Consider the following 21,695-nt stretch of genomic DNA (forward strand, 5'->3'; position numbering starts at 1 on the left):
GTGGTCAGCCGTACGCCGCGGCCGAGGAGGCGCCGTCGGGCGACGAACCCGAGCGCGCCGTCCTGCGTCCACATGCCACCGATGAGCATCGAACGCCTCGACCAGCCACGGGGGTTGGCGGAGCGCAGCAGGTCCACGGGATGGCGCAGCATCTCCTTGAGCAGGCCAAGGGGTCGGGTCAGCCGGGTGCCGTCGCCGCTGAGCGGGACGAAGAGGAGCCCCATGGAGTCGGCGGCGCCGCCGTAGCCGACCGGCTCCAGATGCATGTCGTCGGTGGCCTGCAGGCTGCCGGAGATGGCGACGCCCTTGCTGAGGTCGGTGTTCGGGTCGCGGGCGGTGATCGCGCAGATCGACTCGGCGTTGGTGCGCACGTCGTGGCCGAGTCGCTCGCTCAGGGCGGGCAGCGATCCACGGTGGCGGCAGGTGGCGAGCAGTCGGGCCGTGCCCACCGCGCCCGCCGCGACGACCACACCGCGGGCGCGCAGCACGCGCGTGCCGCGGCGCACGGTGGAGCCGGGGCGGCGGGCGGTGATCGCGTAACCGTCCGAGCCGTCGGCGGCGCCGAGCGGGGTGATGTCGGTGACCTCGCGGTCGGGTTCGATGCGTGCGCCGCGCCGTTCGGCGAGCCACAGGTAGTTCTTGTCGAGGGTGTTCTTGGCGCCGACGCGGCAGCCGACCATGCAGCGCCCGCAGTCGGTGCAGCCGGTGCGCTCGGGGCCCTCGCCGTCGACGTACGGGTCGGGGACGGTGACGCCCGCCTTGCCGCGGAACACGCCGATGCGGGTGGCGTGGAAGCGGTCGGGCGGCAGGCGGAGGTCGTCGGCGACAGCGCGGGCCATGGCGTCGCGCGGGGAGGAGACGGGGGTGTCGACGACGCCGAGCATCCGCTCTGCGATGGCGTAGCAGCGGTCCAGATCGACGTGTTCGCCCACCGCCATGTCGAGGTGCTCGCGGAACGTCTCGCCGCGCCGGTACAGGGTCTGGGCGTAGACGAGGCTGCCGCCGCCGACCCCGGAGCTGCTGATGATCGACACGTCACGGAAGGCGCTGACCCGCAGGATGCCGCGCAGACCGAGCCGGGGCATCCAGAAGTAGCGGCGCAAGTCCCAGGTGGAGGCGGGGAGTTCGGAGGTGGGGTAGCGGCGCCCGGCCTCCAGGACGCAGACCCGGTATCCGCGCTCGGCGAGCCGCAGGGCGGCCACGCTGCCGCCGAAGCCGGAACCGATCACGACCCAGTCGTAGTCGAAGCCGCCTTCGCGCTCTTGCCCGGTACGAGATCCCATGCCCATCCCTTGCTCGTGGCGCCCGTCGGTCCCAGACGCGGACCGTACGAACGGTCAGTGTCGAGTGAATAACAGTCTCTGTTCGTCCGAAACTCTCGTCAAGGGGTCGGCGGCGCGCGCTGGCAGGGGAGTGCGTGGACGACGGCCGGTTCGCGGCGTGGTCGCGGACCGCTCGGGCGCGTCGAGGGGTTCCTGGCGGGGGTCTCCAGAAGGCTGAACCGTCAGGAGGCGGCCGCCGCCTCCGCGAGGCAGGTGCGGACCGTCTCGGCGACCTTGCCGTCGGGATCGCTGAGCCGGGCGAGTGCCGTGCGGCGGGTCAGCAGGCTGCCGAGGACCAAGTCCACGAAGGCGGAGCCGATCTCGTCGACGCTCTTCTCGCCCTCGGGGTCGAACCACGTCCAGGCCCACTGCGCCGAGCCGAACAGCAGCAAACTCTGCATCGGTACGTCCGTCTCGCGGAACACGCCGGACGCGGCTCCGTCCCGCATGACGCCGCGGACGAGCTCCAAGTACTCATCGCGCAGCCGGTCGCCCTCGGCGTGCATCTCCTGCCCGGCCAGGCGGACGCTCTCGCGCTGGAAGGCGACGGTGGCGTGCCGGTCGTGCACCTGGTAGCGCACGAACGCGTAGAGCAGACCGGCCAGTTGATCGGCAGGGGCGGACAGGCACTCGAGGATGCGGCGGGCCTCGGCGAGGCGGCGCTGCATGTACGACTCGTGGAGCACGGCGAGCAGCCGGTCCTTGGTGCCGTAGTGGTGCACGATCGTGCCCTTGGAGATGCCGAGCTCCTCGGCGATGTCCCCGAAGTTCGTGCCGTCGTAGCCGGATTCGGCCACCCGCCGGGTGAAGGACTCCAGGATCTGCACCGACTTGCCCGCAGCCGGGATGCCCCTGCGCTTCGTGGCCACGTTCCGCTCCTCTTCGATCCGCCCGTACACCCGTTCCGGGGGTCGCCCAGGCTATCGCGCGGTCTTGGCCGTCCGTACGGCCAAGGCTGTCGGCTCGGTCGACGGTGGGTCACCCGGAGGCGACCTCACGGCCTGCGCATGACCGTACGCACGGTCAATTTCTTTGTGACGCAAGCGTTGACTGTACGGTCGGTCAGTCTTACGGTGATGCGCGCCGCAGCCCACGACGAAGTGAGCCATAACGTGATCAAAACCATCAGACGGGTCGCGACCGTCGTCGCGACCCTCGGCGCCGTGCTCGCCGGATCCCTCGCCCCGCCCGCCCAGGCGGACACCGCCGGCGAGGGGCCGCCGCTCACCCAGCCGGAGTCCGCGCTGCGCGACGCGGTGTCCTGCGATCCGTCCGTCACCCCGTCGTCCGGCAAGCAGGCTGTGCTCCTGGTCCACGGCATCGGCGGTCAGCCCGAGGGCTATTGGGACTGGAACTACCAGCGCGCCCTGCCCGACGAGGGGTACGGAGTCTGCACTGTCGCCCTGCCCAGTCGCGGGCTCATCGACCCGGTGATCTCGGCCGAGTACGTGGTGTACGCGGCCCGGTACGCGTACGAGCGCTCGGGGCGCAAGATCGCCCTGATCGGGCACAGTGAGGGCGGCTCGCTCGTGACCTGGGCCGCGAAGTTCTGGCCCGACGTGGCCGCGCATGCCGAGGACGTCGTCTCGTTGGGCGGGGCCATGCAGGGCACCGGGCTCGGCAACACGCTGTGCGCCACGAACTGGTGCACCAAGGCGGCCTGGCGCGCCAGCCTGGACTCGCACTTCATGCGCGCCATGCAGAAGGCGCCGATGCCCACGAACACCCCGGTGACCTCTGTCTACACCACGGTCCTCGACGAGGTGGTGTTCCCGCAGCCCAGGGCGAGCACGCTGCCCGGCGCGGCCAACATGGCGCTGCAGGACGTGTGTCCGGTACGGGTCGCCGACCACGTCACGATCCTCGGCGACTCGGTCGGCTACGCCCTGGCTCTCGACGCGCTCAAGCACCCGGGGCCCGCAGTGCCGTCGCGTCTCGACGACAAGCTGTCGCTGTGTCTCAACCCGTTGATGCCGCGTGCGGTGCCGCCCAGCGCGACCGAGGTGGCCGAGATCGCCGCGGCTCTGGTCGACGGGCTGTTGATCGGCGGTGACAAGGTGAGCGCCGAGCCGCCGCTGCCCGACTACGCGGCAGCGTACGGAAGTTGACCAGCCGCTCGGCGAGCGTCAGGCCCGCGTCGAACCGCCGCGGGCCTGTGCTGCTCGTACGTCACCCGACTCGAGTGGTGGCGGATTGGGCGCGTGAGCGGGGTGCGCTCAGTTCAGCTTCTCGACCAGCCTGTCGACGAACGCCTGATGGCTCTGTGCGGGTGTCTCCAGGGCCGGCGACCCGTCCAGCGGCGTGACCGACGCGTAGCCGCGGGCGACCAGCTCGTAGTCGACGGTGGTCCGGGAGGTTTGATCCGCCGTTGCTTCGTGCATCGGGTCCAGGTTGTAGCCGACCTTGTACTCACCCGGTCCGGCCTTCTCGTACGTCGTGAGGATCGACTCGTGAACGGCGAGGGTCGCCGCGCGGACGCCCTCGAGCGGGCGGGCGGGGTAGTTGACGTTGAGGCCGAGCGTGGGAGGCATGAGCTGCTCGCAGCTGTCCGCGGTGTCCTTGACGGTATCGACCAGCGTGCGTACGAGCTTTGCGGTGCCGACGAAGTCCTCCCCTCCGGTGCCGTCCCACTTCGGGTCGAACTCGGCGGGGTGGGCCGTGCTGACGGCGATCGCCGGGATGCCCCGGTCCACGGCGGTGACTGCCGCGCCGACGGTGCCCGAGTGGTTGACCGTGCGCGAAAGGTTCGTACCGGAGTTGCTGCCGGAGACGACCAGGTCCGGAGCGTCGTGGGCGTAAAGGACCTGGAGGCCGAAGGCCACCGAGTCCGCCGGGGTGCCGGACACGGCATGGATGTCGGGATCACCCGCGACGGGCTGGGTCACTTCGAGCGCGCCGCCGTACGCCAGCGCGCCACCCCTACCGGTCTGGTTGGTCATCGGCGCGACCATCTTCACGTGGTGGCCCGCGCTCTTGAGCGCCTTGTAGACGGCGTTGATGCCCGGTGCGGCGTACCCGTCGTCGTTGCTCAGCAGGATGTCGAGCGGGCGGCTGCATCCCGCTTGTTGCCCGGCGGTGGCAACGGCTCCCGTGGACGACTCGGCCACGGCCCCGGGCGTGCCGGCGGTGGCGGCGAGCACGCCGACCGCGACCGCAACGGCTGTTCTTCGATTCATGGTTGTCCCGTCTGTCGCTGGTGGGCCACCTCCAGTACGGCCCGGCCCGGCACAACGTAGGTTCGGGGACTCGCAGGGCTTGGTTCCGGTGCAGGAAGGGGCCCGGATGGGCTACCTGGTCCACGCTCCGCCGAAGCCCTCCCGGAGCGCGTCTCGACGGAGCTCGTCAGTCGTGCTTCGCCTGCTGCTCGGTCACCCAACTGGCGATCTGGGCACGGGTCTTGAAGCCGAGCTTCGACAGGGCCCGCTCGACATGACCCTCGGCGGTACGCAGTGAGATCACCAGCTTGGCGGCGATCTCCTTGTTGGACATGCCGGCGGCAACCAGCTCCGCGACCTCGCTCTCGCGCCGCGTCAGCCGTACGGGAGCGCCGGCCGCCTCGACCGACGCCTGGGTAGCGGGCTCTCGGAGGCCGACCGCGAGCACCTCCTCGACACTCAGCCGGCTACCCCGCTCCAGCGCCGCCTCGAACCGGGCGTCGCCGAGGGTGACTCGGGCCATGGCCTCATAGCGTGGCCGCAAGCCGCGCAGCTGGCGGGCGCCGAGGGTGCGCCAGATCTGGTCGACGCCGCCGAGGAGCACGCCCGCCCGTTCGCCCTCGCCGCGCAGCGCGGCGCTCCAGGCGATGACCTCGAGCGTGAGGCCAAAACCCAGGGTGTCGTGAAAGGCACGCTTGATGCGAAGCGCCTCCGACAGCTCGCGATCGGCGCGGTCGGGGTCGTCCTCGGCGAGCGCAAGCAGACCGCGGAGCCAATGTGCGTAGGACAGGTTCCAACGCTCGCCGGACGCCCGGCAGCGCCGATAGAGGAGATCGGTGAGTTCAGCGGCCCGCTCGTGCTCATGCATGAGCAGGTACACCGAGGCCAGCTCGACCAGCAGGCTGTCGGTGTACTGCTGGGAGATGGAGCCGTCGGCGTCGTACTGGGCGAGCGCTTCGGTGAGGAGCGTGATCGCGTCGGGGGAGTCGGGTTCGACCAGCGACACGACGAACCCGAGGACGTGCTTGGCGAAAGCCAGTGCGCGCAGGTCGCCGATCTCGAGCGCGAGGCCGTGAGCCTCCTCGGCACACGTGCGCATCCGCCCGAGATCACCCTGGAAGGCGGCGATGTAGGCAGCGGTCGCCAGCGCCCAAGCACGTTCCCGCTTCGGCGTCTGCTGGGCCAAGCCGCGGTCGAGCCACAGCCGGGCCTCGGTGAGGTGGTCCATCGCCCCCCAGAACCAGGGCACCGCGGCCATCTGCAGTCCGACCCGCGCCTCGCCCGGCGTGGACATGCAGTACTCAAGGGCGGTGCGCAGGTTCGCGTGCTCCATCTGCAGCCTGGCGGCCCACTTCGCCTGGCGGGGGCCGGCCCACTCCCTGCCGGCGGTCTCGATCAGCTTCGCGTACCAGTCGCGGTGTTGGCGAGCCGTCACGGCTTCGTCGCCCCAGTCGGCCAGGCGGGCACGGCCGTAGTCCCGGAGCGTGTCGCGCATGCGGAACCGGACGTGCCCGCCCTCCTCCTCACGGAGCAGTACGGACTTGTCGACCAGGCGCGCCACGGTGTCGAGGACCTCGTCCCCCGGCAGTGTCTCGTCGGCACAGATCTCCTGGAGCGCCTCGGCACTGAACCCGTCGGCGAACACGGTCGCCCGAGCCCACAGGAGTTGCTCGGTCGGGGTGCACAGGTCGTAGCTCCAGTCGATCAGCGCGCGCAGTGTGCGATGCCGACGCGGCAGGTTTCTGTTGCCCTCGCGCAGCATCTGGAAGCGGTCGTCGAGCCGGGCGGCCAACTCCTCGACGGTGAACACGCGTAGCCGCACCGAGGCCAGCTCGATGGCCAGCGGAATGCCTTCAAGACGGTGACAGAGCCGAACGACAGCGGCCTCGTTGTCCGGCGTGATCGCGAATCCGGGAACGGCTGCGGCGGCCCGGTCCGCGAACAGTGCGACGGACGGATAGTGCCCTGCGGCACCCGGCTGCAGCGCGTCGCCGGGGTCGGGGGCGAGCAGCGGCGGCACGGGATAGATGTGTTCGCCGGCAATGCGCAGCACATGCTGGCTGGTCGCCATGATCTTGACGTTCGGGGCGCTGCGCAGGATCTCGGCAGCCAGGTCACCGGCTGCCTCGACGAGGTGCTCGCAGTTGTCGAAGATGAGGAGCGCCTGGCGCTCGCGCAGGTGCTCGCCGATGACCGCGACCGGTTCCCGTGCCGGCTGCTCGCGGATGCCGACGGCATCGATCACCGCCTGCGGCAGCAGGTTCGGATCGGTGAGCGACGCGAGCTCGACGAGAAACACGCCGTCCGGGAAGGCACGACGCATTTCGTTGGCCGCCTGCAGGCCGAGCCGGGTCTTGCCGACTCCGCCGATGCCGGTCAGCGTCACAAGGCGCGATACGGAGAACAGCTGCCGCACGGCGGTCACGTCGTGCCGTCGACCCACGAAGGTGGTGAGGTCGGCGGGCAGCATGTTCGTCGTCGACCTTGCCGACGGAGAAGCCATGAGATCCCTCAGGAGGCGACTGGAGGGGGAGGCGTCCCGATCTTAACTGCGCCTGCACGAGGAGCACAGTGTGATGCAGGCTCTGCGCGAAATGGCAGCGGCTGACTTCGCCGAGGGTTTGCCCCGGCTCAGCCACTTCCAACAACGGTCAGGCTGGACGTGGGGTCAGTCACCGAACCGGAAGCCGTGGTAGCACCCGGCCTCGACCCCGTCCGCGATCTGCTTGTACAGCCCGACGCCGCCGACGAAGGGCATGAAGACGCGCTCCTTGCCGGGGACGTTCGCGCCCATGTACCACGACGCGGCCTGCGGGAAGAGCGTCAGGTTCGCGAGGTCGTTCGTGGTGGTCACCCAGGCGTCCTCGTTCTCGGGCGCGGCCTCCATGCGGGTCAGCCCCTGTTCCCGGAGATGTTCGAGGGCCCGGGAGATCCAGCCGACGTGCTGTTCGATCGAGGTCACCATGTTGGACAGCACCGACGGGCTCTGCGGGCCGGTGACGGTGAACAGATTGGGGAAGCCGGCCGACATCAGGCCGAGGTAGGTGCGCGGACCGTCCGCCCAGGCCTCCCGCAGGGTGCGGTCGCCGCTCTGGATCTCGATCGCGTTCAGCGCACCGGTCATCGCGTCGAATCCGGTGGCGAGGACGATGACGTCGAGCGTGTGTTCCCGGCCTCCCGCGACGATCCCGCTCGGGGTGATCCGCTCGATCGGCTCCTCGGTCAGGTCGACCAGGGAGACGTTGTCCCGGTTGTAGACCTCGTAGTAGCCGGTGTCGACGCACATCCGCTTGCTGAAGATCGGATACGTCGTCGGGCAGAGCTTCTCCGCCACCGCCGGGTCCTTGACGATCGTACGGATCCGATTGCGGAAGTATTCGGCCACGGCCTCGTTGGCCCGGAGGTCGGTCATCACGTCCGCGTACGCCCAGCCGAGACAGAGCCCGCCCTCGCCCCAGCGGCGGTCCAACTCCTTCTCCACCTCGGCCGGTTGGGTCTCGACCAGGAGGCCGGTGCCCACGCGGCAGTCGTACCCGTCCGGGGCTGTGCGGGCGGCCTCGCGGATCTCCCGGTAGCGGGTCTTCGCCTCCGCTAGCTCCTCGGCGATCGGCCGGTTGTGCGCGGGCGCGGAGAAGCACGGAGTGCGCTGGAAGACGGTCAGCTCGCCCACGACCGGCGCGACGGCCGTGACGGTCTGGAGGCCCGACGATCCCGTGCCGACGACGCCGACGCGTCTGCCGGTGAGGTCGACGCCCTCGTGCGGCCAGTTCGATGTCCGGTACAGCTCGCCGTCGAAGTCCTCGAGCCCCGCGAACCCGGGCTCCGCGGGCATCGAGAGGTTCCCGGTCGCGGCGATGACGAAGCGCGAGGTGCATGTCGCGCCGTCGTCCGTGTGCACGGTCCACTGCGTCGCGGGCTCGTCCCACTCGAGCCGCAGCACGCGGGTGCCGAGGACGATGTCCTTGCGCAGGTCGAACCGGTCGGCCACGTGGTGGAGGTAGCGAAGCAGCTCGGGCTGGGCGGCGAACCGCTCGGTCCAGACCCACTCCTGTTGGAGGTCCTCGTCGAAGGAGTAGGAGTACTCGATCGATTCGATGTCGCAGCGGGCACCGGGGTATCGGTTCCAGTACCAGGTTCCGCCGACGTCGTCCCCGGCCTCTATGACGCGGACGTCGAAGCCGGACTCACGCAGTCGGTGCAACTGGTAGAGGCCGGCGAATCCGGCGCCGATGACGATGACGTCGTGATCGGGCATCGCTCAAACTCGCTTTCCGGGCAGGGAAATCTCGGCCGATGAGATGTCGGCCGAGGAGATGAAGTCGTCGATGTGCCGCGCGACGAGGCGGATGCCGTCGTCGTACCCGGGCAGGATGTTGGCCATCTGGAAGAAGCCGTGCATCTCGCCCGCCGCCTCGCTGAGCTCGACCGCCACGCCGGCCTCGGCAAGCGCGTCCGCGTAGGCCACGCCCTCGTCGTGCAACGGGTCGTACTCGGCGACGTACACGAGCGCGGGCGGAAGTCCGGCGAGCGTCGTGGCGCGCAGGGGTGAGGCGTCCGGGTGGGTGCGCGCCGACTCGTCGGGGAGGTAGTGCTCCCAGAACCAGCGCATCGCCTCGCGGTCGACGAGGAGTTGGTTCTCGGGGGCCAGGTACGACGGCCGGTCGAGGTCGCAGTCGGTGGCCGGGTAGACGAGCACCTGGAGATCGATCGCCGGGCCGTCCTTGTCCCGCGCCCACTGCGTCATGACGGCGGCGATGTTGCCGCCGGCGCTGTCACCGGCGACGATCAACGGAGCGTCGGCCGGGGCGAGTTCGGCCTTGTGCTCGGCCACCCAGGTGAGGGCGGTGTAGCTGTCCTCGACCGCGGTGGGGAACGGGTGCTCGGGTGCCTTGCGGTAGTTCACGAGCACGACCGTCGAGCGGGTCAGGTTGGCCAGCTCGCGCCCGACGTAGTCGTACTGCAGGTCGATGTCGCCCAGGACCCAGCCGCCGCCGTGGAAGTGGACGACGACGGCCTGCGGGTCGGCCTCGGGCGTGAGCACGCGAACGCGGAACGAGCCGCCCTGGCCGCGGAGTTCGAGGTTCCTGACCGAGGAGACAGCCGGTCCGCGGCCGGTCATCCCCGCTGCGACCAGGTCGCCGATGCGCGCGATCGACGGCGTCGACTCGTGCAGCGGGGGACCTCCGGCCGCGGCGAGGTCGGCGAGGAACGCCTCGGATGTCGGCTCGAGGGGCATGGCACCTTTTCCTCTCGCGTCGTGTGACGCAAGGCCGGGGGAGTCGGGGACGCGATGGCGCCCGTCGGCGCACTCTTGCGCCGACTGCTCGGAGCCTCGGCCGACACTCGCCCGGCGTCACCACTGGTCCGGCGAACCGTGCCCGCCTGGGGGATGCGATGCGTGCCCTGTCCGGGCCTAGGCTCCAGCTCGCCGTCGTACACGTTCCGCCCCCTCTTTCCGCTCGCCGTCGAGGGGCGGCTCTTTCTCGACCCGTACGGCGCTGCACACCGACTGCCGGCGGTCGGGCGGGCGAAGGGGCGGCCGGCTCGGCCGACGAGCACTGCGCAATGGGCCCTCGGGCAACCGAATCGAGCGGATCACGCACATCAGCGGATCGCGCACATCAAGCGAAGGAAGTGACGGCATGAGTGCCGAGGCGTACGCCATTCCCGACCCGCAGGTGCTGCCGGGAGCGAGGGGAGAGCTGTGAGCGGGACTGACGTATCGTCCGGCGGCTCGGTGGCGGTGGTCACCGGCGCCGGACGCGGGATCGGACGCTCGATCGCCCGGGGCCTCGCCGCGCGCGGCCACCGGGTGCTGATCACCGACATCGACGAGGCGGCCGCGCGTTCCGCGGCAGCGGACCTCGGGCGAGGCTGCGAGGGCATCAGGCACGACGTACGCGATCCCGAGGGCCACCGGGCCGTCGCCGAGCGGGCTGCCGGACTCGGGTCCGTGCGGGTCTGGGTCAACAACGCCGGTGTACTCGTCGCCGGCGATGCGTGGAGGCACGAGGCCGACGAGTTCCGGTCGGCCGTGGACGTGAACGTGCTCGGCGTCATGGCCGGGTCCCGGGCCGCGGTCGAGGCCATGCGCGACGGTGGCGGCAGCATCCTCAACGTCGCGTCCATGGCCGCCTTCGGCCCGGTGCCCGGCCTCGCCGTGTACGCCGCGACCAAGGCCGCCGTCCTGGCCTTCACGACCGCGCTGCAGGGCGACCTCGACCATGCAGGGCTGCCGGTCCGGGCCCACGTGCTCTGCCCGGACGTCGTCGACACCGAGATGGTCTCCGCGCGCGCGACGGACCAGGGCGCCGCGATCCTGTTCGCCAACCGCAGGCAGCTCAGCGCGGACGAGGTCGCCCGGGCAGGCCTCGGGCTGCTCGGCACCCGCCGGGTGGTAGGGGCGGTGCCGTGGGCCGGCGGCCTGGTTTCGAGGTTCACCGGCCTGCTTCCGAGGGCCGGTATCCGGATGGCCCTGGCCGCCCGGCGGGCCGGTGAGCGCAAGCAGGACGCTCCGGTCGGGGGGAAGCGATGACGCGGGAGACGCTGATGCGGCGGTTCGACGGCAAGGTGGTCGTGGTGACCGGCGGCGCGTCCGGAATCGGCCTCGCCGGAGTGCGCAGATTCGCGGGCGAGGGCGCACGCGTGGTCCTCGTCGACGTCGACGAGGACGGTGGCGAGAAGGCCGAGGCCGAGCTCCGCGGTCAGGGGCACGACGTCACCTTCCATCGGGCGTCGGTCACGGACGAGGCCGCCGTCACCGCGCTCCACGCCATGGTGCGCGCCCGCTACGGCCGCCTGGACGGACTCTTCAACAACGCCGGCATCGCCGTCGAGAGCTTCGGCGCCGCGACGTCGTACGACGACTGGCGCCGCGTGCTGCAGGTCAACCTCGACGGGGCCTTCCTGATGGCCCGGTCCGCCGTCGCGTTGATGGCCGAGGGCGCCGGTGGGGCGATCGTCAACACGTCGTCGATGCTGGGCAGGGTCTCGACGATCGGCGCCACGTCGTACGTGGTCAGCAAGCATGGCGTCGACGGGCTCACCAGGTCCCTCGCGCTCGAACACGCCGCGGCCGGAATCCGCGTGAACGCGGTCTGCCCGGGCTTCGTCAACACACCCATGGTCCAGGCCGACATCGAGGCCGACCCCGGCCTGCCCGCCCGCCACCCGCTGGGCCGGCTCGGCGAGCCGGAGGAGGTGGCGGCGGTCGCGGCCTTCCTGGCCAGTGACGACGCGAGCTTCGTCACCGGCGCGACGTATCTCGTGGACGGCGGCTACACCGCGCAGTAGCCGGAGTTGTCGTACGAAGACGTTACGAAGAGAAGTGGGGCCGCCGGGGTTCTCCCCAGCGGCCCCACTCGTTGCTCCTGAAGCGCGGTGGTCAGTAGTCGCTCTCGTCGTAGACGACCATGCCGCGGATGTTGCGCCCCTCGAGCATGTCGTCGTAGGCCTGGTTGATCTCCTCGAGCCGGTACGTGCGCGTGACGAGGTCGGCCAGGTTGAGGCGGCCGGCGCGGAACTCGTGGAGCAGTCGGGGGACTTGGCTGCGCGGACCGGAGCCGCCGAAGATCGCGCCCTGGAGCCGCTTCTGCAGCAGGGTGAGCTCGAAGAGGCTCAGCGTCACGGTCTCGTCGGTGGCGGGGCCGAGGCCGGTGACGACCACCTGGCCGCCCTTGCCGGTCATCGCCATCGCGGGCTGGACGTACGCGCCCTTCATGACGCCTTGGGTGAGGACGACGGTGTCGGCGAGCTTGCCCCAGGTGATCTGCTCGACGACCGGCTGCGCCGCCTCGACGGAGTCGAAGGTGTGGGTCGCGCCGAGCTTCTCGGCCATCTCACGCTTGAACGGGACCGGGTCGACCGCCACCACGTGCCGTGCTCCGGCGGCACGGGCGCCCTGCACCGCGTTGATGCCGACGCCGCCGATGCCGACCACGACGACCGTATCGCCGGCCTTCGTTCCGCCGATCTCGACCGCCGAGCCCCATCCGGTGGCGACGCCGCAGCCGAGCAGCGCGGCGAGCTGCAGCGGTATGTCCTTCTCGATCTTGACCAGGGACGCCTCATGGACGGTGATGTACGGCGAGAAGGTGCCCAGGAGGCACATCTGGGTGACGCCGACACCGTCGAGCGTGACCCGGTGGGTCTGGTCCGCGATCGCCACGCCGTCGAACAGGTGCGCCCCCTCGTCACAGAGGTTCTGCAGGCCGCGGGAGCACGGGCCGCAGACACCGCAGGCGGGGATGAACGCCGTCACGACGTGGTCGCCCTCGGCGAGGCGGGTGACGCCCGGTCCCACCTTCGTGACGACGCCGGCGCCCTCGTGCCCGCCGATGATCGGCGTGGGGGATCCGTCCTGCCCGGTGCGCACGTGGTGGTCCGAGTGGCACAGACCGGAGCTCACCAGGCGCACCTGGACCTCGCCGGCGACGGGGTCGCCGAGATCGACTTCCTCGATCTTCCATTCCTCGTTGTAGCCGTGCAGTACGGCAGCCTTGGTCTTCATGCCTGTTGGTCTCCTGGCTCTGGCTGGGGCGAGGTCGGCTTCAGGCGATGATCGCGGTCGCCTCGATCTCGACGAAGGCACCCGGCATCGAGAGGCCGGTGATGCCGATCAGCGACATGGCGGTCGTCTTGGCGCCGGCCTCCTTGGCGGCGGCGCCGAGACCGGCGTACAGCTCCTCGAGGTTCTTCTGGGCCGGGTCGACGACGTACACCGTCAAGCGGACGATGTCGGCGGGCGTCGCCCCGGACGCGCTGATCGCCGCGTAGGCGTTGAGCGCCGCACGGTGCCCCTGCGAGCGGTAGTCGTCGCCGACGAGCTTCTCGTCCTTGTCGATGCCGACCTGGCCGGAAGCGAAGACGAGCTTGCTGCCCGTGGCGACGACGACCTGGGCGTGGCCGTGCGGGGGAGCGATGGTGTCCGGGTTGATCTTCTCTATCGTCATGCGTGAACTATCGGGGCCCGAGGGCCTGTTACTGCCTGCCGTCGTCCCACCCGCACCCGCCTGGGGGATGGGGCCGGCCGGGCCTTGAACGGTCCGGCCCGCGCGTTGGGCGAGAACGACGATGAGCCCGCCCGAGGGGGCGAGCTCATCGTCGTTCGGGAGCATCGTCGTTGGGGAGGGACGTGTCCCGGCGAGGTGGGTCAGAACTCTTCGTCGACGAGCTCGACCACCGGGCCGTCCGGCCGGTCCTCGACGAGGAGCGAGAGCTCCTGGAAGTAGGCCTCCGGGTCGATGGTGCCCTCCGGCCCCTGGACGCCCGGACGGTCGACCTGGCCGCGGGCCATCATGAGCGTGGCCACCGCGAGCGGATAGCCGGTCATCTCGCCCATGTTGGCGTTCGGCAGGACGATCGGCTGTGCGCCGACGCGCAGGCGCCTGCCGTCCTTGGTGCCCTCGGCGACGGCGAACAGGTTGGGGAGGGTCGGCGCCGGACCTGCCGCGGCGCCGCCGGTGCCGGGCTCGAGAAGGATCTGCTTCGAGGCGCTGCGGACGTCGAGTTCACCGCTGCGGACGCGGGCGGCGACGCGCTGCATGCCCTCCATGAGGCCGCGGCGGGAGACCATGAGGTTGAGGGATTCGCGTACCTCGGGGCGCACCCGCGGCAGCGTGAGCGGCTCGGGGTGACCGCACACCCAGACCGCGCCCTCGCCGCGACCGGGGTAGCTCACGGTGAGTTCCTCGAGCGCGAGCGCGTCGACCAGGCCGCCGTCCCGCCAGATCTTGATCGGCTCGGTGCAGTTGTGCACCCAGTGCTCGAGGGCGGCGTTGGTCTGGGGCTCCGCACCCTCGGCCGGGTAGGGGAGGGCGCCCGCACGCCAGGCCGTGAAGACCCGTTCCACGGTGTCCAGTTGGTTCATCGTCAGGAGGGCGAGCAGGTTGCTGGTCCCCGGGCTGGCCCCCATGCCGATCACCGCGGTGACGCCGGCCGCGCGGGCGGAGTCGTCGAGTTCGAGCATCTCGAGGGTCGGTTCCCAGTCGTCGCAGATGTCGAGGTAGTGGGTGCGGGTGGCGATGGCCGCGCTGAGCACCTCGCGGCCGAACCGGTAGAAGGGGCCTGCGGTGTTGAGCACGATGTCGACGTCGGCGAGGGACGATGCCAGCGCCTCGGCGTCGGCGATGTCCAGGGCGAGCGGCACGGCCCTGGGACCGAGCTCGTGGGCGAGTTCGGTGGCTCGCCGCAGGTCACGGTCGGCGATGAACACCTGCGCGACCTCGTCCGCCTTGGCGAGTGCCCGGCAGGCGTAGGCGCCCATCTCCCCGGCGCCGCCGATCACGAGGATGCGTGCGGAACCGGTTGGGGCTGTGGCGGTGGACGGGGTGTCTGTCATGGCTGCATCCTTGTGAGAAGGGTTGGAGAGCCTGGCGGGGCACGGTGTGCACGCTGGTCACGGTGCTGCCCCGGGGGACTCCGGGTGCTCGGGGGCATGGGGCGGATCCGCGGGGCCGTGCACGATGCCGGTCTGGGCGTAGATGCCCAGTTCGCCCAGACCGGCTGCTCGGGCGGCTTCGAGGTTCTCGACCGCAGCGGCGAGCAGCCTGGCCTGGTGGCCGTCGGCCCGGAGCGCGGAGAGACAGTGCCGGGCCCCGTTCGCGTAAGTCGCCAGCGTGGCCTGGTCGGTCGCGTGCTCGCCGCTCTCGATGGCCGCGGCGGCTTCCTTGGTCGATCTGCCCAGGGTTCGCAGCACGAGCCGGGTGGCGTCGCGCATCATCTCGGCCGACACCCCTTGCGACTGCGCGTAGGTGGCGGCCTCGACGTACGCGCCGACGGCGGTCACATAGAACGAGCCGATGACCGCCGTCTCAACGACGCAGGCGGCACGCACCTGTTCGGAGAGGAACCGTGAGCCTCCCCCCAACGCCCGCAGGACGGACTGGTGGCGCTCCCAGACGCCCGGCTCGCCGGCGTACAGGATGAGCGTGTCGGGGGATCCGACGAAGTCGGGGAAGCAGAGCAAGGAGCCGTCGAGGTACGGGAGTTGCCGCTCCCCGGCCCACTCCGCCATCGCCTCGGTCTCCTCCGGCGTACCCGTCCCCAGGTTGACCAGCGCGGCTTCGCCCCAGTCGGTGACGGGGGCGAGCGCCGCGCGGGTGGTGTCGTACGACGCGGTGCAGGCGATCACGAGGTCGGCGGAGGAGACCGCCTCTTGGATGGTGCGGACGGGGCGGAGCCGTTCGGCGGCGAGTTTCTGAGCCCGCTCGGGGGTGCGGTTCCAGATCCGGACGTGATGCCCCGCGTCGGCGAGAGCCCGGGCCAGCGCGGCCCCCATCAGCCCGGCACCGACCACGGCGACCTCGGCCACGGCGTCACTCCTCGTCTGTACGCCCTTCGTCTCTGCGGCGGTCACTGCGCCCTGCGTGTCTGCGGCGGTCACTGCGCCCTGCGTGTCTGCGGCGGTCACTGCGCGGTCATGCCGCCGTCGATGACCAGCACCTGGCCGGTCATGTAGTCGGAGGCCGCCGACGCCAGGAAGGTCGCGGGACCGACGAACTCCTCCGGCTGGGACCAGCGGCCCATCGGGACCTGGCGGCGGATGTACTGCGGGACGCCTTCGTCGGCCAGCTGGGGCAGCATCGCGGTCTCGACGTAGCCGGGGCAGATCGCGTTGATCTGGACGCCCTTGCGTGCCCACTCCAGGGCGATGGCCCGGGTCAGGCCGACGAGGCCGTGCTTCGCGGCGACGTAGGCGCTGTTGTCGCGGATCGCGACCAGACCGAGGACCGACGCGATGTTGATGATCTTGCCGCCGCCCTCCTTGAGGTACGGCGCCGCGGCGCGGGTGAGCACCCAGCAGGACTGGAGGTTGAGCTGTACGACACGCTGGAAGGTCTCCAGGCTGGTGTCCTCGATGGAGGACTCGTGGTCGTCCGCGGCGTTGTTGACGAGGACGTCGATGCCGCCGAGCCTTTCTGCGACCTGTCGGACGCAGGACTCGATGTCGGCGGGCGCGCGGAGGTCGACGACGTGGGGCTCGAAGCTGCCGGCCGAGCCTTCGACGAGGGCGGCGGTCTCCTTGAGGCCTTCCTCGGTCCGGGCGGCGCCGATGACGTTCGCCCCCTGCTGCGCGAAGCCGACCGCAAGGGCCTGGCCGATGCCGCGGCTGGCGCCGGTCACGAGGACGCGCTTGCCGGTGAGGTCGAAGAGGGCGCTGGGCGCTGGTGTGGTGTTCATGCGTCGCAGGTTGCGGAACGTGGCGGGCGTTCGGCGGTGCCCGGGAGCAAAGGATGCCCAGATGGGGGGTGTTGGCGTGCCTGCCCATGCGCGCAGCCCCCAGGGCGCAGGTAGCCGAAACAGGTAGTTCCCCGGGTGCCATCGGAAGGCGGGGTTCGCGAGGGTGTGGAGACCGGGCGGCTGCCTGGTCCGACACGTACGACACTCCGGACGCACTCCGGACGAGGGGGCCAGGGGTTGTCGACCGGCGAAGGGTGGATGCATGGCTGACCGGATCCTGGTCCTCGGGGCGACGGGAAAGACCGGCCGACACGTCACCGATGCACTGCACGCGGCCGATGTGCCCCATCGCGTAGGGGTACGTCGGCCGGCCGCGTCCCACGCGGTCCCGTTCGACTGGCACGACCGATCCACCTGGGCGCCCGCACTGGCAGGGGCGCGGGCCGTGTACCTGGTCAAGCCGCCGGTCGACCCGGTGGCGCCGATCACCGCGCTCCTGGAGCAGGCCGGGGACCTCCGGCACGTGGTGCTGCTCTCCGAGATGGGGCGCGAGGGCAAGCCCGCCGACGACCCGGAGCGCGCGGTGGAGCTCATCGTCCAGGGCGGACGGTGGGACTGGACGATCCTGCGTCCGTCCTGGTTCCTGCAGAACTGGGGTCCCGGCGGCGCCTGGGGTGAGCAGGTACGTAGGACCGGAGAGATCGTCCTGCCCAGCGGCGACGCCCGCTTCTCGCTGGTCGACGCACGCGATGTCGCCGAGATCGCCGCGGCCGCACTCAACGCCGGCTCCGGGCTCGGCGCGCTGACTCTCACGGGCCGCGAGTCGGTGCCCCTCTCCGAGCTTGCGTCCCGCATCTCAGCGGCATCGGGCCGTCCGATCCGCCACGTGTCCCCGACCCTGACCGAGTCGCTCGCCCGGCTGCGCGCCTCCGGAGCTCCGCAAGCATGGGTCAGGTATCTCGCCGACCTCGAGGCGGACGCCGCCGCCGGTGTCTGCGCGCCGATCCACGACGACCTGCGCCGACTTCTGCGCCGCGAGCCGCGCACCGTGCAGGAGTACGTCGACGAGAACGCGGACTTCTGGGCCCGGCCCGTGCCGTCGTGACCAAGTCAGCGGCGCCTTCTGTCAGTTCAAGGCGGAGGTCGACGTACACCGCGACTCGCGACGTACGTCGACCCACGGGCGCAAGCGCTCAGCGAGCGGTCCAGCCGCCGTCCACCACGAGGACCTGGCCGGTCATGAAGCCCGACGCGGGCGAGGCGAGGAAGACCACAGGTCCGGTCATCTCCTCCGGCTGGGCCCAGCGGCCGAGTGGCGTGTTGCGCCGGACCCACGCGCTGTAGCCCTCTTCGACGAGGCCCTCGATGGTCATCGCCGTCTCGACGTACCCCGGCCCCAGAGCGTTGACCCGCACACCGCGACGGCCCCACTCCACCGCCAGTGCGCGGGTCAGGCCGACCAAGGCGTGCTTGGCGGCGACGTACGCCGTCTCGTTCCGGGAGCCGACCGTCCCGAGCATCGACGCGACGTTGATGACGCTGGCACCGTCGCCGAGCACCCCCGATGCGGCCTGGCAGAGCAGCCAGCACGACTGCAGGTTCAGCTCCAGGACCTGCTGGTACGTGGCCAGGTCGGTGTCCTCGATGAGCGACCAGTGGCCGGAGGCCGCGTTGTTGACCAGAACGTCGAGGCCGCCAAGCACGTCGACGGCGTGATCGACCGTCGCCCGGATGTGGTCGGGATGGCGTAGATCCACAGCGCGTACGTGGATCGAGCCGGACGCTCCGGCCGCCGCGGCGGCGGTCTCGTCAAGGCCGGCCGTGGAGCGCGCCACCGCAAGGACGTCGGCACCCCGGCGTGCGAGGGCGACGGCCACAGCGCGACCGATGCCGCGGCTGGCGCCGGTCACCAGCGCTCGGCGACCGGTCAGGTCGAAGTCGTCCGTCTGGAACGCAGCCACCGTCAGGCCTCGTCCGTCAGCGCAGGCAGCGAGACAGGGGCCGGGTCGTCGATCTCCTGGACGAGCAGCAGGTCGTCGCCGGCAGTCGCGGGCTCGACGAACTCGGCGTACAGCGGGAAGAAGTCTTCCGGGTCGATCACAGCCTCGGGTGAGTGGACCCCCGACTCCTTGATCCGGCCGCGGCAGAGCAACTCGAGGCCGACGGCGAGCGCGACGCCGGTACCACCGCCCATCCTGCCCGGAGGCATCGCCGTCGGCTGGACGGAGACGGCGGTGCGACGTCCGTTCCGTGTGCCGACCGCGACCGTCCACACCTGGCCGAGCGGGTCGCGCGGCGCCCGCTCGGCGGGCCGCGGCGGGTTCTCCAACTGCTGTGCGCCCTCGGCCAGGTTGATCGCTCCGGCGTCGAAGTCCGCCGCCACGGAACGCGCGTGGTCGAAAAGCCAGTCCGGCCCCGAGGTGATGTTCAGGGACGTGGTAAGCCCCGGCAGGTGGCGCGGCAGCGTCAGCGCCTCAGGGTGGCCGACGGTGAAGCCACGCACCCGCCCGAGGCCCGGGTAGTCGAACTCGACGGGCTGCAGAGGGGCGAGGTCCCGTACGCCGCCTTCGCGCCAGGCGCGGATCGTGCCGCTGATCTGGATCAGCCAGTGCTCGACGGCGGCTCCGGCACCGCCGGCGGACGGGTAGTCGGGCTCCTCCTCCAGGACCGCTCCGCCCATGGACCAGCCGGTGAGCAGCGTGTCGACCTCGTCGAGACGCCGCGCGGCGACCAGGGCGCTCAGGTTGGAGAAGCCCGGACTGCCGCCGATGCCCTTGACCACCGTGAGGCCCCGCTCCCGGGCACGCGCGTGGAGGTCGAACGCCTCCACCGTCGACTCCCAGTCGTCGTCGATGTCGAGGTAGTGGCAGTCACTGTCGATCGCGGCCTCCAGGATCGGCCGGGCGAACAGCGAGAACGGGCCCATCGTGTTGAGGACCACGTCGCACTCGGCGAACAAGGTCCGCATCGCGGCGGTGTCGGTGGCATCGAGTTCGACGGCCGTGCACGGCCCGCCGACCTCGGCCGCGACCTGCTTCGCGCGGGCGATGTCGATGTCGGCGATGAGCAGACGCTCGACGGAGCCGAGGCGGGCGATCGCGCGAACCCCCCACCGCCCCATCGCGCCGGCACCGCCGACGATCACCGCCGTACGCGGAGAAGCGGACTTGTCGGTGGACATGGGGGACATGGGATTCTCCTTTATCTGATGAGGCGTCGGCTTCATCTGAAGAGGCGTCGGCCGGAGAGTCCGCATCCTGGTCAAGGCATCGTCGACCGTCGGTCGGCATCGGCCAACCGTGCCCGGGTGGGGGAGTCCGCCGGCGGAGGGGCGCCCGTGGCCCCAGAACCGCAGGCCGGTGGGGGTGTCCCCCAGGTGGGTGTGTTCGTGTGGGCGCGTCCGATCGGCCGGAAGGGAGTCGGCACGATGCGCGCATGACGTTTCAGGACAGCCTTCTCGCCACCCTCCGTGTCGCGGCCGCCGAGCGCCCCGACCACGAGTTCCTACGTGTTTCCGGTCAGTCGTTCACCCGCCGGCAGACGCTCGACCACGTCGAGACGGCGGGGCGAGGGATCCGGGCCCTCGGCATCCAGCCGGGCGAGCGTGTCGGCATCATGTGCGGCAACCGGCCCGAGACCGTGTGGGCCTGGTTGGGCACCAACGCGGCCGGTGCGATCGACGTGCCGTTCAACGCCGAGGCGCGTGGGCGGCTGCTCGAGTACTTCGTGTCCGACGCCGGCCCGCGGGTGCTCATCGGCACCGAGGAGTACCTGACACTCCTCGCCGAGGCGGTCTCGTCCGACCCGGAGTACGTGGTCTGCATCGGCGAGCACAGCGGTCGACCGTTCGGTGACCGGGCCAAGCACCTCACCTTCGAGGAGTTGATGGCCCTCGGCAGGGACTCCGACGAGACCCTCGCGGCCCCGCCTGCGGACGCCACCGCGACGATCATGTACACGTCCGGGACCACAGGGCCCTCCAAGGGCGTCATGCTGCCGCAGCGCTACTACCCCGCTCAGGGAGCCCACTCCGCCGACATCATGCGGCTGGGTGACGACGAGGTCGTCTACTGCGCCCAGCCGCTTTTCCACATAGACGCCCGCGGCTTCCTGGCGACGACCTGGCACGTAAGGGGTACGGCGGCGCTGGGGCAGCGGTTCAGCGCCTCGCGGTTCTGGGACGAGATCCGCGAGCACGGTGCGACCGTGTTCGGCACGATCGGCACCATGCTCTGGATGCTGCACAAGCAGCCCCCGCGGCCCGACGACAAGGACATCCCGGCCCGGCTCGCGATGTGCTCGTCCACGCCGGGGGAGATCCTGCGCGACGTCGAGCAGCGCTTCGGTATCGACATCATCGAGGCCTACGGCATGACCGAGTGCCTGCTCATCGCCTCGGCGCCGGTCGGGAGTACGGTTCCCGGCCGGATCGGCAAGCCCGTACCGCAGTTGGACGTCCGGGTCGTCGACGACCACGACGCCCCGGTGAGCACGGGAGAGATCGGCGAGCTGGTCTACCGGCCGCACGAGCACGCGGTGATGACGCAGGGGTACTGGACCAAGCCGGAGGCGACCGTCGAGGCCTGGCGCAACCTGTGGTTCCACACGGGCGACCTGGTGCGTGAGCATGCGGACGGCTACCTCGAGTACGTCGGCCGTAAGAAGGACTCGATCCGTCGTCGCGGCGAGAACGTGTCGGCGTGGGAGGTCGAGCAGGCCGTGGTCGCGCACCCGCAGGTTCTGGAGGCCGCCGCCATCGGCGTGCCGTCCGAGGTCGGTGAGGAGGACGTCGCCGTCCTCGTGGTCACCAGGCCCGGCCAGGGCGTCGAGCCGCAGGAGCTGATCGAGTTCATCGCCGACGACCTGCCGGCCTTCGCCGTGCCCCGCTACGTGGAGTTCGTCGAGAGCCTGCCCAAGACGCCCTCGGAGCGGGTCGAGAAGGGCAAGGTCCGCAAGCGCGGCATCACCGCCGCCGCCTGGGACGGCAACGTTGCCCTCGGCCGGCGCTGACCAGGGCGGGACGATCGGATGAGCCAGG

General features: G+C 70.9%; 18 protein-coding genes. 5 read left to right on the forward strand and 13 right to left on the reverse strand.

Annotated features, from left to right (window positions below; genetic code table 11):
• The coding region (locus GUY60_RS00770; RefSeq protein WP_161692868.1) for a GMC family oxidoreductase N-terminal domain-containing protein at positions 1-1,283 on the reverse strand (1,283 nt) is incomplete at its 3' end.
• A gap of 221 nt (positions 1,284-1,504) precedes the next feature.
• On the reverse strand, positions 1,505-2,191 hold the full coding sequence (locus tag GUY60_RS00775) for a TetR/AcrR family transcriptional regulator (RefSeq protein ID WP_223178638.1): 687 nt from the start codon (positions 2,189-2,191) through the stop codon (positions 1,505-1,507).
• Between the two features lie 243 nt (positions 2,192-2,434).
• Between GUY60_RS00775 and GUY60_RS00780 the strand changes: the two genes are divergently transcribed.
• Positions 2,435-3,430 (forward strand): esterase/lipase family protein, encoded by a 996-nt coding sequence (locus tag GUY60_RS00780; RefSeq protein ID WP_161692869.1) that lies wholly within the window; start codon positions 2,435-2,437, stop codon positions 3,428-3,430.
• A gap of 108 nt (positions 3,431-3,538) precedes the next feature.
• Here the strand turns inward: GUY60_RS00780 and surE are convergent, their stop codons facing one another.
• The 4 genes from surE to GUY60_RS00800 form a co-directional block, all read right to left on the reverse strand.
• Positions 3,539-4,498, reverse strand: coding sequence for a 5'/3'-nucleotidase SurE (surE, locus tag GUY60_RS00785; protein ID WP_161692870.1), 960 nt, complete (start codon positions 4,496-4,498; stop codon positions 3,539-3,541).
• 166 nt (positions 4,499-4,664) lie between these two features.
• Positions 4,665-6,980: a LuxR C-terminal-related transcriptional regulator gene (locus GUY60_RS00790; RefSeq protein WP_161692871.1), complete on the reverse strand. Its 2,316-nt coding sequence runs from the start codon at positions 6,978-6,980 to the stop codon at positions 4,665-4,667.
• A 165-nt stretch (positions 6,981-7,145) separates the two neighbouring features.
• On the reverse strand, positions 7,146-8,732 hold the full coding sequence (locus GUY60_RS00795; protein WP_161692872.1) for a flavin-containing monooxygenase: 1,587 nt from the start codon (positions 8,730-8,732) through the stop codon (positions 7,146-7,148).
• 3 nt (positions 8,733-8,735) lie between these two features.
• Positions 8,736-9,713: an alpha/beta hydrolase gene (locus tag GUY60_RS00800; protein WP_161692873.1), complete on the reverse strand. Its 978-nt coding sequence runs from the start codon at positions 9,711-9,713 to the stop codon at positions 8,736-8,738.
• 468 nt (positions 9,714-10,181) lie between these two features.
• Here GUY60_RS00800 and GUY60_RS00805 point away from each other — a divergent pair, with 468 nt between their 5' ends.
• Entirely contained in the window at positions 10,182-11,012 is an 831-nt protein-coding gene (locus tag GUY60_RS00805; RefSeq protein ID WP_161692874.1) for an SDR family NAD(P)-dependent oxidoreductase, read from the forward strand.
• Entirely contained in the window at positions 11,009-11,770 is a 762-nt protein-coding gene (locus GUY60_RS00810; protein WP_223178639.1) for an SDR family NAD(P)-dependent oxidoreductase, read from the forward strand. The genes GUY60_RS00805 and GUY60_RS00810 overlap by 4 nt, the downstream gene beginning before the upstream one ends.
• A gap of 91 nt (positions 11,771-11,861) precedes the next feature.
• On the opposite strand, the gene GUY60_RS00815 is transcribed toward GUY60_RS00810, so the two are convergent.
• The 5 genes from GUY60_RS00815 to GUY60_RS00835 form a co-directional block, all read right to left on the reverse strand.
• Positions 11,862-12,986: an NDMA-dependent alcohol dehydrogenase gene (locus GUY60_RS00815; protein WP_161692875.1), complete on the reverse strand. Its 1,125-nt coding sequence runs from the start codon at positions 12,984-12,986 to the stop codon at positions 11,862-11,864.
• A 40-nt stretch (positions 12,987-13,026) separates the two neighbouring features.
• Positions 13,027-13,428: a RidA family protein gene (locus GUY60_RS00820; protein ID WP_161692876.1), complete on the reverse strand. Its 402-nt coding sequence runs from the start codon at positions 13,426-13,428 to the stop codon at positions 13,027-13,029.
• A gap of 200 nt (positions 13,429-13,628) precedes the next feature.
• Positions 13,629-14,816: a saccharopine dehydrogenase family protein gene (locus GUY60_RS00825; RefSeq protein ID WP_161692877.1), complete on the reverse strand. Its 1,188-nt coding sequence runs from the start codon at positions 14,814-14,816 to the stop codon at positions 13,629-13,631.
• Positions 14,817-14,873: 57 nt separating this feature from the next.
• Positions 14,874-15,860, reverse strand: coding sequence for an NAD(P)-binding domain-containing protein (locus GUY60_RS00830; protein ID WP_161692878.1), 987 nt, complete (start codon positions 15,858-15,860; stop codon positions 14,874-14,876).
• A 23-nt stretch (positions 15,861-15,883) separates the two neighbouring features.
• Entirely contained in the window at positions 15,884-16,657 is a 774-nt protein-coding gene (locus GUY60_RS00835) for an SDR family NAD(P)-dependent oxidoreductase (protein WP_161692879.1), read from the reverse strand.
• A 262-nt stretch (positions 16,658-16,919) separates the two neighbouring features.
• Here GUY60_RS00835 and GUY60_RS00840 point away from each other — a divergent pair, with 262 nt between their 5' ends.
• A complete protein-coding gene (locus GUY60_RS00840; RefSeq protein ID WP_161692880.1) occupies positions 16,920-17,762 on the forward strand; it encodes an NAD(P)H-binding protein in 843 nt (280 codons plus the stop codon).
• Positions 17,763-17,850: 88 nt separating this feature from the next.
• On the opposite strand, the gene GUY60_RS00845 is transcribed toward GUY60_RS00840, so the two are convergent.
• Together GUY60_RS00845 and GUY60_RS00850 are read right to left on the reverse strand one after the other, a co-directional pair.
• Positions 17,851-18,618, reverse strand: a complete 768-nt coding sequence (locus GUY60_RS00845) for an SDR family NAD(P)-dependent oxidoreductase (protein WP_161692881.1) — start codon at positions 18,616-18,618, stop codon at positions 17,851-17,853.
• A gap of 2 nt (positions 18,619-18,620) precedes the next feature.
• Positions 18,621-19,847 carry a saccharopine dehydrogenase family protein gene (locus tag GUY60_RS00850; RefSeq protein WP_161692882.1) on the reverse strand — a complete coding sequence of 409 codons (1,227 nt, stop codon included), beginning with the start codon at positions 19,845-19,847 and terminating at the stop codon, positions 18,621-18,623.
• A gap of 245 nt (positions 19,848-20,092) precedes the next feature.
• On the opposite strand from GUY60_RS00850, the gene GUY60_RS00855 reads away from it, so the two are divergent.
• Positions 20,093-21,667 (forward strand): AMP-binding protein, encoded by a 1,575-nt coding sequence (locus GUY60_RS00855; RefSeq protein WP_161692883.1) that lies wholly within the window; start codon positions 20,093-20,095, stop codon positions 21,665-21,667.
• Positions 21,668-21,695 lie beyond the last annotated feature (28 nt).

The sequence above is a fragment of the Streptomyces boluensis genome, from assembly GCF_009908195.1.
Lineage (GTDB): Bacteria > Actinomycetota > Actinomycetes > Streptomycetales > Streptomycetaceae > Streptomyces > Streptomyces boluensis.